Below are 15,929 nucleotides of genomic sequence, written 5' to 3'. Positions count from 1 at the left end.
ACATGGCTAACCCGTTATATCGCAAGCATATCATTTCAATTAATGATTTGAGCCGCACAGATCTTGAATTGGTATTGCAGACGGCAGCAGCCCTGAAAGCCAATCCACAGACTGATGTACTGAAACACAAAGTCATCGCCAGCTGCTTCTTCGAAGCCTCTACGCGCACCCGTCTCTCTTTTGAAACGGCTATCCAGCGGCTTGGCGCCTCTGTAGTAGGCTTTGCGGACAGCAGCAACACATCATTGGGCAAAAAAGGTGAAACGCTGGCCGATACGATTTCTATTATCAGCCAGTATGCTGATGCGATTGTCATGCGTCACCCACAGGAAGGCGCTGCCCGACTTGCTTCTGAATTTTCCGGCCATATTCCGATCATTAATGCCGGTGATGGTGCAAACCAACATCCTACCCAGACGCTGCTAGACTTGTTTACCATTCAGGAAACTCAGGGCAAACTCGATAACCTAAAAATCGCGATGGTTGGTGACCTGAAATATGGTCGTACCGTACATTCATTGACACAAGCACTGGCGAAATTTGAGGGCAACCACTTCTGCTTTATCGCACCGGACGCACTTTCTATGCCCAACTATATTCTGCACATGCTGGATGAAAAACAGGTGAGCTACAGCATTCACAACAATTTTGAAGATGTGCTGCCTGAGCTGGATATTCTGTATATGACCCGCGTTCAGAAAGAGCGCCTTGACCCTTCTGAATACGCCAATATCAAAGCCCAGTTTGTGCTACGTGCGGCAGATTTGGTGAATGTCAAAGAGAACCTGAAAGTACTCCATCCTCTGCCACGTATTGATGAAATTACTGTTGATGTAGATAAAACGCCTTATGCGTATTATTTCCAGCAGGCAGGCAATGGAATTTATGCGCGTCAGGCATTGCTATCGCTGGTACTGAATGAAAATGTTGTTATAGATTAATGCTGAAATAATTAATTAACATAAATAAGCAGTTACAAATATTATGGCTAAGAGAATTAGACCTTAGCCATAGTATTATTCTCCCAAAAAATTCTTTAACATCATTTCATCAAGAAATCCCATTTATAAAAAATAAATTTACTTATAATTGATTTCATATTATTTATCACAAATCAATTACCATAATGGTAGTATAACTATCCGTTATAATTAAATTCATTAATTTAAAATAAGCACTGATTTAAAATCATTTTTCTTGTTTTAGCCTTCCATAAAATTAAGCTATTATCGTCCATTTAAATAAATTAATTTCGTAACATTATTTTCCAAAAAATTTTTCCTAAATAAAAGTTGACGATATTACATCATGCACAGGCAAGAGAATGACTACCAACGATATGAAAATATCTGGGTTGCAGAGTTTTCATATGGCTATCGTGGTTCAGAACAACAGAAACAACGACGATATCGCGCTCAGGCATTAATTTATGCCAAAAGCCAACATCAGGCTTTGATTCAATTATCAGACCATATGTTGAATTCATTAAAAGCGACAGAGGGCGAGTATGAGAAAGTATTGCCTTTTCTCCAATATCTGAACAACAGTGCTCAGCTTGAAAAACACCTAATCCTGAATCTAGATAAAATAAATATAGAACAATCAATTCTGGTATTGGAATCACTGGATATTAGTGAACGATTGCCGATTGATACCGGAGAGCTGTCAATCACCCAATATCCCTGTGTTCCTTTTATCGGTGATAACTCTTTTAATCGGCACTGGATCAGTGACGACCTATATACGCTGCTTTACCGACAGCAACAGAACAAAATCCAATATTCCCATAGTTATCTGATCATTGACGCCGGAGTTTATCATAAAAATACGAGCCACTTTATCGTGCCTTCCCTTATGGTTTCTGGCTTGACTTATCGCTGTCTGTTTAAAGGTAAAACACAAATTACTCTTGAAGACTCTGCCCCCTATCTGGTCGAGCTGACAGGTTCTGAAAATAACCAGTTTCTGCGGGATATATTCATCACCCACCATACACCGGATATCGGAATTTTTATCCATACCGACAGTAAATTTGATGAACTGTATAACCACCTGCGCAAATTCTCCTATTTGCAACAGGAAAGCAGCCGAGAATGGGTTTTCTTCCGCTTCTATTATTCACTGACAGTAGATTTGATGCTCAAAAGCCTATCTCGCTGCGCTCTGGCCTCCTTTATGCGTAATATCGGGGCCATTTACGGTTTAACTAATGAAAACAGCATGATGAAAATCAGCGTTACAGAGAGCCTCAGAGAAACCAAACCAGAAACCGTGACGATCAATGACAGGATGAAACGTAATTTTGAACTATATGTGCAGCAGAGATACTTCCATAAGGTCAAAACATTCATTAAAGATAATATTCAGCAACAATGCCAGGTACCGGAAGAACAGCTTCTTTCTTTCATTACCAAACATGCCAATTATGCCTATCTGCACGGTTTTACACTTGAACTTACCGGGCTTTATTACATTATGGCGCAATCAATGACGGTGAAAAATGAAGATTTCTGGCAGCACATACTAGCAACTGTTTTATCTGAACCTTCCAATCAGGAAGCCAGAGCTTACAAACTTCTCAAGGAATGCCTTAACCCGACAACATGGAGCCAGTCATGACTTCTGTAATCTCAAATATTAGTGCAAACGCGAACGAATCCGTATCCAGACTCGATATGGGAAGTGCAAAATACCCGTGTGATGGAAATATCAAACCTCTCTACCCTGTCCGTTATGCTTATGTAAATTTCTTCGGCGAAGAAATGGAACAACCTGAATCTCCACCGGATATTCACACACTGATGTCTGCGACAACGCTGAAACAGAGTAAGGGATATGCGGCTCGTTTGATGCGTTCTGGCTGGATTTATATTCGAGAAGAAGACAGCATGGAACACCGCCCCAGCCGTACAGCTTATTTCCATATCTTTAGATATGAAGTAGAAAAAAGCTCAGATAACGATGATGCACCGAGAATTGAGCGTTTTCGGAAGTATATGTACCGGAATAAAAAAGATGCCCACGATGGAGTGATGCCAGAACCTGGTTTACAGGGTGAAGGGTATCCTTTCCTATTTGTAGCAAAAGATGTTTCAAATATCAGTATTGCTTACAGCGAACACCTCTGGCATCCCGATGTCATTGCCCGTATGAACCGCGATACAAAGCTGCGTGAAAAGACCATGCAGTTCATTAATCTGGATGCGGATAATCAACAATATGCGATTGAAGCAACCGAATCCAATTTCACGAAATTAATTGAAGATTACAAAACCCGCAAGGAGCAGTTCTCAGCTGTCAAAGCAAAAATTGATGCCCATAAATTTGAAGAATTAGATATCAATGATCTCAGGATTGATGAGCTAACGACAGAAAAATCCTATGAAATGGATGCAGAGAATATTGCAGCGGAGATTCGCAACAAGCTGTGTTATCAAGAGAAGGCACGGATTGTAATACTGCATGATCCGGTTGGACGGCAGAAGGAGATTTTAGAAGCGCATAATATTCTGGATCTATTACAACAATACAATGCTGAACGCAATCTCTATCCGATGACCATTGGATTGTATATAGATGATTATATTAAGGTATTTAATAAAAATGATCCCATAGCAAAACGAGCCAATAGCGAAGTCTTAAGCCGAAAGGCTGTGAGAAAATATTGGCCCAAAATAAGAGATTCACATCTGGAATTCGAAAAACGGCAGGATGTTTTCATTAGCTTATTCAAAGCATTTGCCAGTGCACCAGCGGTTACTGGAAAAGTTGGCAGCCTTGATAACTATTTCCAGCATTTCTTCTCTATTCATGAGAAAAAAGAAATATCAAATGAGAGTGATATTCAGGAAATCTACACTTTTGTTGAACTTGTTTTTGATATTTTTCATGGACTGCAAATGTCCGTCACATCGGAAAAAATGCTGGAAGAATTGATTTCATTAGCAGCAGGAAAACCAACCACATTAAAAGATTTCGCTGATACAACGCTGGGTATCCTCCCCTATGGCTTATACGACCCAAATAAAGAAGCAAAAGCCAAAAGGGATGCTATTACAGCGGCAGAGAAAAACTATACACCTCAATACAGCACCAATGCCTGGGAAATAGCGGCGACGGGTATGGTGAAAATACTAACTCATGGCGAAAGTAAAGAGATTGCCAAGAAAATTCATCAGGGCACCAAAAATGCTATTAACAAAACACTAGAAAATATTAATGATCCTAACAAGCCGATACAACAATCTAAAAAATTTCTAAATGATCAAATTATAAAGATATCAGTCTACGTCTCAGAAAAATTTCTTGAACTGTTTGGAAAGATTGTTGGGAAAGCGTTTGCGATAATGGAAGCGGGAGCAATAGCAATAAAAGGCCCTTTGACCCATTTAAGTGATACTGCCATTCAATTGATTGTTAACAAATTTGTACCTGTTTTAATGCAACCTTTCGGTATTGTTATTGATTATCGTGAAGGACTTCATATTACTCCTGAAGAGTTCAATAAAATCCAAGGCCGTTTAGAAAAAATTGCAAATAAAAAGAGTTATTCCGGCAATAAAGGGCCGAGGATGCCTAAGCATAATGAAACATTTAAAAAATTAAAAAATTCACAGTCTCTTTTCTATGAAAAATTACAAAAAATAAGCGCTCCTAGCCAAGCAGAACAACAATTTGAAAATACAGTAAGACAAACAGGTGAGTATGCTAAGAAAACAGGAATAAAAATAGGAAATACCGTTTCCAAGCAAGTAATAGAAGTATCGGATCAAACCGGTATCGGAATCAAGCTTGCGAAAATTACTATCAAAGAAGGATTTAATACTTCTTTTGATTTTTTAAAAGTTGGTACACATAAGACAGCAATCTTACTGGAAAAAGTAGCTCCGGGATTTAGCCTATTTTTCAACGTTCAAACTGCAACTTCTATTGTTATACAGTCTCAATTCAGTAGCAACAATCCGCTAGACCAGGATGAGCTCAGCAGGTCTTATGATGTTGTTAAGTTTTCAGCAGCACTTATTTCATTAACAGCGGATTTGACACTAATTACATCCAAAGTCACCAAACATGCTCATAAATTTATGCCAAACGCCTCTCCAGTGTTACTAAATAGGCTCGAAGGTATTTCAAATAATCTATCCAACAAACTGAACGCCAAATGGGTAAAATCTGGTCTTGGTCTGGTTAATATTATGGGAGCTTATGTATCTTTTATTGATGGAAGAAAAGCCAGAGCTATCAGTAATAAAGGAGCGGCATACAGCAACTATGCCATAGGGCTGGGAAGTGCAGCATTAGGTACTGTGAGTATTGGTATGGCTGCTGGTATTGAGGCAGTAGCAATAGGTAGTGCATTGATGGCTGGTATGGCTTTTATGGGATGGGTCTTAGTTATTGGTGGCACTATTGGTCTGTTATTATTTAACAGCTCTGATACACAGAATTTATTCCGTAACAGCTTTTGGGGAAATGGGGATATGTATCCGTTTTGGGGGAATGCTGAACGTCCAGCATTTCATGACCAGCTAAAAGATGCTAGAAAAATGAGTAATAGCAAAGAAATCCAACATGCCTTTGATATTGAAAGTCAAGAATTCTTAAATCTGTTCTTTATGCCTAATTTAAATATTCAAAGTAAACAAGAATACAAAAAATTCAGCACCATTTATACCTTCAAATTACCTGCTTTCCAGCAAGGCAGTTCTGATCTTCAATATGCCTTTTATAAGCCTTTACCTAAGCCCGTCAATACTTGGCACTCGGGTGGTATGGCTCCTGTAGATGCAATTCGAGTGCATATGGAATCATTTAAAAAAGAACAAGAATATTATAATGAGTTGAAATCCCGAGCGGAAGAAATTGATGGGAAACTTTATATATATGATGAAGAACTCACCGCAAGATTTCGTGAAGCACTGAAGATAGCTCAAGTTGAATACAAAAATGGTAATCTAGAACTAACGATCAGTGTTGAAGATAGATATCCTTATCCCAATAAGGATACAGCTGAACTATTTTGGCATTATATCCCTTATGAGGATACCATTGTTCCATTACGTTATCTTACAAGTAAAGAAATGAATCAAAAACCTATTATAGGATTTAAAGGTATGGAGTTCCGATAAATGAACGATTCAAAAAAAATATCTACAACCCTTCATGATGTCACACCTACCCTACTTATTGACCAGCAAGAAATCTTGCTGAAAATACCAATGGAGAAAAAAAGCTACGAAGCATTACAAAGTTATCCTCCTCTTAACAGCATTGATGATAAACAATGCACTCTGCGGAATATACAGCGATTTGCGAGAACAATCATATTTTTCCCCATTCTTATTGGCGTATTATTAACTTTTTATTATTGCATTGAAAGCCTTATAGAATTAAAAACAAGAAGTGAAATTAATATATTACGTACTGTCAATAATGTTCGCGAAGAATATGGTGAAGATTTTTATCTTCGAAAAGATCTTCCTGAAAATTTAGAAAATGCCCGTTTTATCGGCAATGATAAAACTATTTCTTTCTGGAAGTATCTTTATTACCGCTATAACTATTTTCACGCTAGCACCAAGTTTTTAATTACAGATTTTTTACGTTTCAGTTTATTACTTGTTTTTTCCTTCTACCTAATACACAGATGCTTTTTCTGGAAACTACAAGCACCCATATTTATTGATCGAGAACGGCAATTGTTTTTCAGTTGGTATAAAGGCAAAGTCTATGCTGCCCGCTATTCTCAGGTAGGCGTTTCCAATCAAACCGACCCCATGAAAATTATCCATCTGATGGGGTTAGCAATGTATACACTGGATGAAAACAATACACTAGCTCGTCGTGCTTTCCAGATGTGTCTCTCTTATGGTTCTATATTAGGATTCAACACAAAACTACGGCAAGATGAAGCACACGCCTTTATCGTTAAATACCTTATACAAGGCAAAGATGCCGTTGCAGCTACTGATTATAAACGTTTTCCCGCTTTGTTCTTATTCAAGGATAAAAAACCCGCAGATTTTAATGAACAGCTTGAGCATATTTTGGCGGAACTAGACAAACGAGATGCCAAAGATAATAGTCAGGAAAATACATAAATAGTCAGATAAATTATGTTACTGCATTTATGATACCTCTACTTTATATCAACCAGCATGTATCCATCTGGTTGATATTTATTAATTAAATAAAAATTAGAAAATAAAAACAGTTAAAAATGGATAGAAAAATCATGAATGATGTAAAGTGGTACAACATACCAGCCAAGGCTCTGAGTAGAATAACGCCAACACCATTTATTGAGCACCAAAAAGAGTTACTTGCGACTCCATTACTAAGTAACAAACTAGGAAAAATCCCCCTATCTATATGTATCGAAAGCATTGATGGCGATTTATGTGCGATGAAAACGACAGATAGAGATTTCCATTCTTCATTATCACTATTTGGACCAATATTATTATTCCTATTTTGGGCTCTTGCCATAGGATTATTTACAGAACAGAAAAAAGAACATCTCCCGGAAATATGGGAGCAAGTTAATTTGGCTCGCCAAAAATATGGAGAAAAAGATTTTTATCTCCAACCACACTATTCCAAAAAAATGGAAATTGTCAGATATGTTAATTATTCGAAAGAAATAACCTTCGATAGATATCTCTATTATCGTTATAACGGTTCCGATAATAACATCTCCCTTCTCCTGTTGGATTTTTTTATATTTGGAACATTAATATCATTGACTATTTTTTTACCCATTTATATTCGTCGTTTTTATAAAAATCCCCCACCATTATTTATTGATAGAAAACGCCAATTATTTTTTAGTTGGCGTAAAGGAAAAGTTTATGCTGCCCATTATTCACAGGTTGGATTTTCTCAATTACGAGTACAGTTACACTCATCAGAAACTAGAGGGTTGATACTATACACTTTGGATAGGAATAATTCACTCAGCCGTCGTATATTTTCACTACATATGTATCGTGAAAGAAATTCCTCTTCAAAACAACAAAAAAGATTTATATTACCTTATGTTTTTATTGTCAATTATCTTCTATATGGTAAATCCCCTGTTTTTGAAGGCGATATCCTGCGTACTCCAGTTCCCCGCAAATGCCATGAAGATGAAAAACCTGCCGACTTTGATGAGCAGATAACTCATATTCTAGCCGCATTAGAAGCTCTTTCAGCGACAAGAAAAAATATTCATGCTCCAGAAACATGGCGTCCAGACCCCTCCTTACTCATTGAACAAGAAGAGAACTTACTAAAATTACCAACAAAACCAAAGAGTAAACGAGAATTAAAAGCTTTTTCCATGCTCAAAAGTATTAATGATAAGCAATGTGTTTTAATAGGCAGGTCACTGACTTTACCTCGTATTTTTTTATTTTTACTTTATTTGGCTATTGAAATCCCCATCAGTGGTTGGTACATCAGTACCTTCATTTCACACAAAGAGTGGGAGGAATCTATCATTTTGGAAGAGGTCGAAAAACTTCGTAAAGAATACGGAAAAAGTTTTCATCTTAGAAATGATCTGCCAGCTTCATTTTCTCCGGAAAAATATATAGCTGGGCTTGATGTAGAAGATAATAACTCCATCCCAATCTGGAATTTCATTTATCATAGATTGCATTATGATGATCTAATTCGTGATAAAGAGTATGACTCTGGAATATTTAATTTATATTATTTTGAGATTTCTGATTATGCTATCTATTTTGGACAATTCCTGATTTTTATCTTATTAATTCTCCACATTTTATTTTTAATCCCTCAGGACATTATTATAATCGATCGTGAAAGACAGATCATATTTTCTCCATCCTTAAAACTTAGCGCTGCTCGTTATCAGCAAGCTGGTATTTCCTATCAATTCACTCCATTGCCTCAGAGCAAACCGGATGGATTAATACTCTATTTTATAAGCAATAAAAATACATTATGGTCTACTAATTTTCGGTTCCATATTACTAAATGTCTTTGGGGAAAGAAAAGACATTCCATACATACTGAAATTCAGGCTTTTATTATTACCTACATAATAAAAGGTAAAAAATCAGTCTCACTGACTGATTTTAAACGTGGTAGTTCGTTGTTTTGGCGCACAGGAAGTCTATCATTTGATATTGATGAAAAAATAGAGCATATCTTAGCAGAATTAGATAAGCGAAATCCCGAAATTCAGGAAAAGAAAACGAGCCATAAAGAAAATGCACTCTCATAAATTAGCTACAGAAATTGAAAACTCACAAAAATGCGATTCCAGTTGTTCCGTTTATAGAACGTAAGATAGAGTTATTAAAAATTCGGTCAAGATGCATCGCGGCGGCAAGGAGTTCATACCTAGGAGCATAGATAACTATGTGACTGGGGTGAGCGAGTGCAGACAACAAAGAGGTAACTTGAAAGTTGTCACCAGACGAAGGACGTTAAAAAACATGGCATTGGCAAAGGTGGGCACCAACCTTACCGCTGGGTGAAATTAACGAAATATGGTCATTCGTCGGAAATAAAAAGTGCCAACGTTGGTTATGGTATGCTTGGGAGCCTCGCCTAAAACGTATCATTGCGCATGCTTTTGGTAGACGAAACAAGAAAACGCAGAAAAAGTTATTGAAAAAACTACCTAAATGCAAGGTGGCCTTTTGGTGTACTGATGATTATCGTGCCTATACTATAATTGACTGCCTTCAGCCAACAATCTGGTTGGAAAATATTTTACTCAACGTATCGAACGTGAAAATTTAACGTTACGTAACCGAATTAAGCGCCTGAACCGTAAAACACTTGGTTATTCAAAGTCACCTGAAATGCATGACAAAATCATTGGCACTTTCATTGAACGTGAATATTATGTTTGAGAGTGGTCAACTCTTTGAATACATAACCAAAAAATTGAATACATCTCCAAATAACATTCCAGTCATTCAATTCATCAAATGAAAGGTTGAGCCTCTAAAAATCCCACTATGTTTTTATAGCCAAATATCTCTGCATGGTATTGATAACTTTCACATACTGAGAGGATGGAATGAAATTACTCACATGTAATCCTGATCGAATATTGTAGTTGGTATGCTCACAATTTACATCTGTGGAATAGTTGACCAAAGCCAATTAGGACACACTGATATAAAAAACAATTCCAAACTTGGACATTATTGAGATGCTTTACCATACTTAAGTATGAATCTTTTTCCCTTGATGGAATTGCCCGGCCCCAGATTTTCCACAATGTATCCTATTACATTTTTTATAAATTATATTTAATAAAAAAATCCAAAAGATTTAAAAATTAAACTAACCATCATGGTGATATGTTTTTTATTTAAGGCTTTCATATGAAAATAAATAAATTAAACTTATATATAATAACGCTATCCATATTATTCCCTTGTCTTAGTAGGGGCTACGGAAATAACTTCAAAAACCATTCTTTCACTCCAAATTACGAGAATAGAAATTCAAAAAAAAATACAAACATTTTTTCAGCAAGATATAACTTAACCTTTAAAAACAGTAGTAAATATGGTGAGTTAAAAATTCATATGACTAATGATAAATGCATGAAAGATCATGGATCTGAAGATATTGATTTGAAGAGTGGAGAAATTTATCGTGAAAACATTATAGATTACAATACAATATTCAGCTGCCATAGTAAAAATAAATTCGTGGAATGGACTGCAACTACCTATCATAACTTTCAACCATATAAAACATGTGATTTACAATTATTAATATATTCAGAATCATTTTGGGGACCATGGCTTAGTTCGGTTAATACAAGCTATTGTAATCTTGAAATCAGCGCTACTTGCAAAAAAGGCTATGACTGTTTAAATCATGGGATTTTGGTTGAGGATGGCTATAGTATGAGCATAGATATCAAGGATGATTATGTTTTCACACCACCAAAAATTACTTCCTCTGATCCGCAAGAGCAAGCCAAAAATAACTATATTACTATTATGGGACAGGGTCTTATGAAAGATGAATCGTTACCTTATCTTGTCACTAATTTTGACCAAAATAAATATAAAGTTAAGCTTATAGAAGGAAAAAGGACTCAATGGCGGGCAAAAGTTTGGATAAACTGCGAACTGGTTCCCAGAAAAATTAGTATTGAGGGTATTGAGAATTCAGGAATTACTATTAAAGGACCACCTTGTGGGGCAACCATAACGTCAATGAAGGATTCTCAAATTATACCTGATGGAAAATATGACATATCCGGTTTAATTAATACTAAAACTCCAAATGATGCTAAAAAAATTAAAGTATCAATTTCTAGTTTTGATGATCCTGATTACACTCATCCTTCTGAACCAACGAAAGAATATACACCTGATGTTGATATTAATTCCGGCACATGGAGCCTTAAAGGTTTAACCGCAAAATGTTTTAATTACTATAAAGCATCTGTGCTTTTTAACCAGAATAGGAAAAATGACAATAATCTCCCCGGAAAAAAAGAAATTAAATTTGGAGTAGCACGTTGTCCGGTAAAAATCACAAAACCTGTTATACATGAATTTATTACTTCAACAGACGACAATCCTAAACAGATTGTCATTGAAGGGAAAGTAACAGAAAAAACACCTCTTGATGTAATTGCAAGCTACTATTCAAATGGTGAACATGTACTCCCCATTCTTTCTCGTATTGGAAATAACTGGCAAACCAAAATTAGTGATGCCCCTGCCGGTTTTATACAAATTAAAGCTAAAAATACAGGAACACCAAATGTTCCCATTAAAAATAGCAATGACGAAGTCACTATACTGAAATCAAAAGATTTCTCTGTAAAATATGGCATCATCGATAATGTATTTATCTACTTTTATGGAACCTCCCTACCTAATAATGATAAACAAACCAGTGATTTCAAAGAAACTCTCCACCCTAAAATAATATTTTATGATGGTGTAAAATCGGAAGAAATAATTCCTGATGAAAAAGGAAATTGGCGTTCAGACAATGAATATTATGCTAAACGAGGGGTGTATCTTTTTACTATCCATGAAACATCTGATAATGAAAATTATCCAGCAAGGAAAGATAAAACACTGGAATGCACTGGAGGTAATGACCATATGAGCTGTATTGAAAAAAATAATTAATCTCCCCATTCAGGAGGCTGTTATGATTATATTTAAAGTATTTTTCACCCTCTTATTATTATCTTACAGTGTAAATGTATTTTCAGATGCTGTATTGCCCCCCCACCCAATAGAAACAATTGCGGGAGGAGAAGAAAGCTGTATTGATAGTAACAATAGTAAATGCAAACCTTGGGTTGTGAATATTCATGCTAAAGATGAATCAGGAAAATATATTTTTTCATGTAGTGGTTCGCTGATCTCTCCGAGCTATATTTTGACAGCATCACATTGCAAGGGTGACCTTGAAAACATTAAAACATATTCGATTGAAAATTATGAAAAAAGAGTAATTGGCACTGCATCATATAGAAATTTCATTCGATACCCTATAGCCTCAGATTTTGCAATAATAAAATTAGATAAGCCTACTAATTTAGCTAATTATGGTCATGTTCGTCGTTTCTTTAACTATGATGAAGCTTATGAAAAAATAGACAAAAATTATTATAACGCTTCTATATATGGCTATGGTAATTTGGGAATTGATCCAACAACAGGAAAGGAGACAAAAAATACAGAAGAAAAACAGCAAAGAGCTGATGTTAACATTGTCACTAATGCCGTAGATTATCAACAAAATTATGGGCTTCTTATAAAAGAAAATGAAGATTTAAAGCCAGGAATTGCACAATCTGGAGACTCTGGTGGCCCGGTTATTTGGCATGATACAATCATCGGTGTTGCATCCACAACAAAAGATACTCTTAAAGTTAAAGATAGCAATAAAGTTCGTCCATTCTTTTTTGCTTCAGATGTTACAGGAAAATATAAACCAGATGTTACAGGAAAAAATTTTGATACCCCTTTGAGTCGCAAAAGATACCCAGGAAGTTGGTTTTCTCAATACATGAAAAAAATATGGATCGAAAGTCCGGATTGGGGTGCAAAATTAAGTAAAAGGAGAAAAAGCATACCTGTAGAGGGATTTGGTCGTCTATCTACTGAGATCAATCTTCGTTACTCCATTAATCACAAAGATGAAAAAAATACTAAATGTAAGGTAGGCTTAGATAGAAAATGGAAATGTGATATCCCATATGATACTTATTTCACTGAAACAGTTAGTGAAGGAAATGAATATGAAATTACTATTACAGCTGAAGAGTTAAAGAAAGATAATACATCATGGGATAGTGATACCATAACAGCAACAATACCAAATACAAAGCAAGAGTTTGATATTATTTACCCAACAGATAAATCAATAGTTCTAACCAAAAACTTTACCATACGTGGATACGCCGCCCCTGGTTCTGAAATAACATTGTCATTAAGCGCTAACCCTAAGTATGGTGACGAAGTTTATACACAGGATAAATTATGCGCTGGGTTAAATAATAACGAATTGATAAAAACAGGTGAGAATGGACTATGGTCATGCAGTATAAATACTAATATTAATCTTAAAAATTTAGGTAAAGATGATAACTATAATATAAATGCAGAACAAGAATACAAAAAACCCAAAAAATCCAAAAAATCCAAGCATAAAGAAATAAAAGATCAAGTCAGCATCAGTTTAAAACCAGAAGATTATTCCACTTTAAATGTTGAGCAAAACGAAAATAGAAAAGGAAACATATATAGAAAAATATTAGAATATAACGTGGATTATGCTAAAAATGCAAAACTAGTTTGTATTTTTGATGGTAAAAATTCAAATTGTAAAAATAATCCTCGAGATAAAGATAATTTTCATTTAAGAAATTTATTTGCATCAAAAAAAGATTTTAATTCAGGAAAAAACCCGTTTTTATATATCAGTGCAATACAAAAACTGGAGAACGTTGACCCGAGTGATCCAAAGTTATGGTATTACCAGTCTTTCGAATTTGAAGGCGGATATCTTATGCCTTCTTTTAATAAAGAATATCCGATGGAATCACCAACAAAAATCTCACCTATTGATATACAAAATAAAAAATTCACTGGTTTTGGTGGTGATGATCAACGTTATACTCTCTCAAATGATGATATACTTTTACCTTCAGAATATTCTATCTGCATGAAAAAAAGCAGTCAGTCACCTTCAAATTCCCCTCAATGCAATAGCGATGATAAGGATAAGGATATCTACGTAAAAATTCCATTGGAAAATGGTAAATATTTTTCCGAAATACCAATAAAATATAGTGATTATGGAAAAAGACATGATTTTCCAAACTGGAGTTTATCGCTTCCTTCTGAATTGAAAGACGGGGTTTATTATATTGAGATAATGGACAGGATTAGACCTCAAGGACTCAATATTGAGCCTCATATTTGGTCAGATTTCTTACCAAAAGCATATTTTGAAATCGGCCCCCTTGACGTTGGCATTACAAACCCGGCAAACACCTCAGATACCGTTACGACGGTATCAGGAACTGCCAGTATTCCCGGTGGAACAGTTAACGTCAGAAAACGTAAATTACCCCTTTCTCGGGGAGCATCAGGGGGAGATACGGCAGACACCTTCCCGGACACAATTTGTAAGGATGCTGTCGTCAGTGATAATGGTGACTGGGGATGTCGGACACCCGTCACTTTCACCGAAGGCACATATAAACTGACCGCCGAATTAATGAAAGACAACAAAGTAGTTGCTACTAAGACGGAAGTGGTGACTGTGGAAGAAAAAGAGCCGGAGGAGGACGAACCTGAAATTGATAATCCCGCCAATTCTCCACCGATTGATCCGGACGGCGGGTTAATAAGCCTGTTCGGTTTATTCAGTGCAGCAGCAACAGCAGCGGGAGCTGCCGCTGGGCTTGTCTTCAATCTGGCCGGAGCTGCTTCTGGTGCTGTTTTAGGTGCCGTTTCTACCATAGCAGGCCTTACTATTCCTCATTGGGGGTTAAACATTGACACAAGCAAATTACACGGAGGAGAAGCCTATAAATTAGTGATACAGGAAACCAAGGATGGGAAGAAAATTGGTGCACCTATCGAATGGCACTTTACCATGCCAATGCGGATTACCGAGCCGCAAAAAAACGCTCACTACCGGATAAATAGCGGTATATCAATTCAAGGAGAAGGCACTCCCGGCCAACTGATCCTTATTGCCAGTTCAAAATTGTTTCTACCGCCAAAAGAAACCGTCCTGCCGCCTTCATCTGGCACACTGATTTGTCAGACCAAAGTGGATGCCAACGGTAAATGGGTATGCCCAAATAACCCAGTCATGACAGCAAAACAGGCAGGGATATTCTCCCTTTATGCAGCCCAATATCAAGAACTCCACTCAAAAGATCTGACCACAACCCATTATAAAAGAACTTCGGAAGTTTCACGCCAATATGAGATCACCCAAACCCGAATCAGTATCACTGCGCCTAAACAGAATGCTGAATTCCACCGGAAACCTTTTGACATTGCCGGAATAGGCGAACCCGGCGCCCACATACATATAGGCAAAAACGGTAATAATAAAGCGTGTGATACCACCGTTACTGCATCCGGCACATGGTCCTGCGGGCCTTACCTATTCGGGAAGGGAAAATTCACGGTATCGGCCGAACAGTTTATCAGCCATGAACTGCACTCTACGGCACAGGTATCCTATAAAATCCAGCCAGCGAATGGCGCTTCTTCATTAATCTACTTACATTTTAACCACCATTCTAAATATTAAGCCTCCTATCTAAGGAGATTTGAACACAATGAACTACGGCATAGCGCCTCCTGATAGGAGGCGTTTTTTTAACCTCAGACTAAGAAAAAATGTGAAATTCTGGAGCTGTAATTACAATAGTATTAGGATGGTCTTAT

The 15,929-nt window shown here is 36.6% G+C and carries 7 protein-coding genes and 1 pseudogene; all 8 read left to right on the top strand.

The genetic code is table 11. The annotated features are described in order from the left end of the window. The first annotated feature begins 2 nt into the window (after nucleotides 1-2). The 8 genes and pseudogenes from pyrB to AACS90_RS01330 all read left to right on the top strand — a co-directional run bounded on the left by pyrB (nucleotide 3) and on the right by AACS90_RS01330 (nucleotide 15,792). The gene (gene pyrB / locus AACS90_RS01365) at nucleotides 3-941 is read left to right on the top strand and encodes an aspartate carbamoyltransferase (RefSeq protein ID WP_099120047.1); all 939 of its coding nucleotides are present in this window, start codon (nucleotides 3-5) and stop codon (nucleotides 939-941) included. A 367-nt stretch (nucleotides 942-1,308) separates the two neighbouring features. Continuing rightward, the gene (locus AACS90_RS01360) at nucleotides 1,309-2,619 is read left to right on the top strand and encodes a DUF4123 domain-containing protein (RefSeq protein ID WP_099120046.1); all 1,311 of its coding nucleotides are present in this window, start codon (nucleotides 1,309-1,311) and stop codon (nucleotides 2,617-2,619) included. Next, nucleotides 2,616-6,128 carry a toxin VasX gene (locus AACS90_RS01355; RefSeq protein WP_099120045.1) on the top strand — a complete coding sequence of 1,171 codons (3,513 nt, stop codon included), beginning with the start codon at nucleotides 2,616-2,618 and terminating at the stop codon, nucleotides 6,126-6,128. Before AACS90_RS01360 ends, AACS90_RS01355 begins: the two co-directional genes overlap by 4 nt. Further along, the gene (locus tag AACS90_RS01350) at nucleotides 6,129-7,100 is read left to right on the top strand and encodes a hypothetical protein (RefSeq protein ID WP_099120044.1); all 972 of its coding nucleotides are present in this window, start codon (nucleotides 6,129-6,131) and stop codon (nucleotides 7,098-7,100) included. It begins immediately after the preceding gene. A 134-nt stretch (nucleotides 7,101-7,234) separates the two neighbouring features. After that, nucleotides 7,235-9,235: a hypothetical protein gene (locus AACS90_RS01345; RefSeq protein ID WP_153043630.1), complete on the top strand. Its 2,001-nt coding sequence runs from the start codon at nucleotides 7,235-7,237 to the stop codon at nucleotides 9,233-9,235. Nucleotides 9,236-9,489: 254 nt separating this feature from the next. Beyond that, nucleotides 9,490-9,872 (top strand): annotated as a pseudogene (locus AACS90_RS01340) (IS1 family transposase); the annotation flags it as partial. Nucleotides 9,873-10,352: 480 nt separating this feature from the next. Beyond that, the gene (locus AACS90_RS01335) at nucleotides 10,353-12,134 is read left to right on the top strand and encodes a hypothetical protein (RefSeq protein ID WP_153043629.1); all 1,782 of its coding nucleotides are present in this window, start codon (nucleotides 10,353-10,355) and stop codon (nucleotides 12,132-12,134) included. Between the two features lie 22 nt (nucleotides 12,135-12,156). Further along, the gene (locus tag AACS90_RS01330; protein ID WP_099120041.1) at nucleotides 12,157-15,792 is read left to right on the top strand and encodes a trypsin-like serine protease; all 3,636 of its coding nucleotides are present in this window, start codon (nucleotides 12,157-12,159) and stop codon (nucleotides 15,790-15,792) included. Nucleotides 15,793-15,929: the final 137 nt, after the last annotated feature.

Origin of the sequence: Xenorhabdus sp. KK7.4, from assembly GCF_963876465.1 — a bacterium.
Lineage (GTDB): Bacteria > Pseudomonadota > Gammaproteobacteria > Enterobacterales > Enterobacteriaceae > Xenorhabdus > Xenorhabdus stockiae.
Note: the sequence above shows the minus strand (reverse complement) of the source record. Positions and strands in the feature narration are given on the sequence as shown.

Excerpts from the sequence above, each read along its gene's own strand:
- pyrB (WP_099120047.1), top strand. The coding sequence starts at position 3 with ATGGCTAACCCGTTATATCGCAAGCATATCATTTCAATTAATGATTTG.
- AACS90_RS01360 (WP_099120046.1), top strand. The coding sequence starts at position 1,309 with ATGCACAGGCAAGAGAATGACTACCAACGATATGAAAATATCTGGGTT.
- AACS90_RS01355 (WP_099120045.1), top strand. The coding sequence starts at position 2,616 with ATGACTTCTGTAATCTCAAATATTAGTGCAAACGCGAACGAATCCGTA.
- AACS90_RS01350 (WP_099120044.1), top strand. The coding sequence starts at position 6,129 with ATGAACGATTCAAAAAAAATATCTACAACCCTTCATGATGTCACACCT.
- AACS90_RS01345 (WP_153043630.1), top strand. The coding sequence starts at position 7,235 with ATGAATGATGTAAAGTGGTACAACATACCAGCCAAGGCTCTGAGTAGA.
- AACS90_RS01335 (WP_153043629.1), top strand. The coding sequence starts at position 10,353 with ATGAAAATAAATAAATTAAACTTATATATAATAACGCTATCCATATTA.
- AACS90_RS01330 (WP_099120041.1), top strand. The coding sequence starts at position 12,157 with ATGATTATATTTAAAGTATTTTTCACCCTCTTATTATTATCTTACAGT.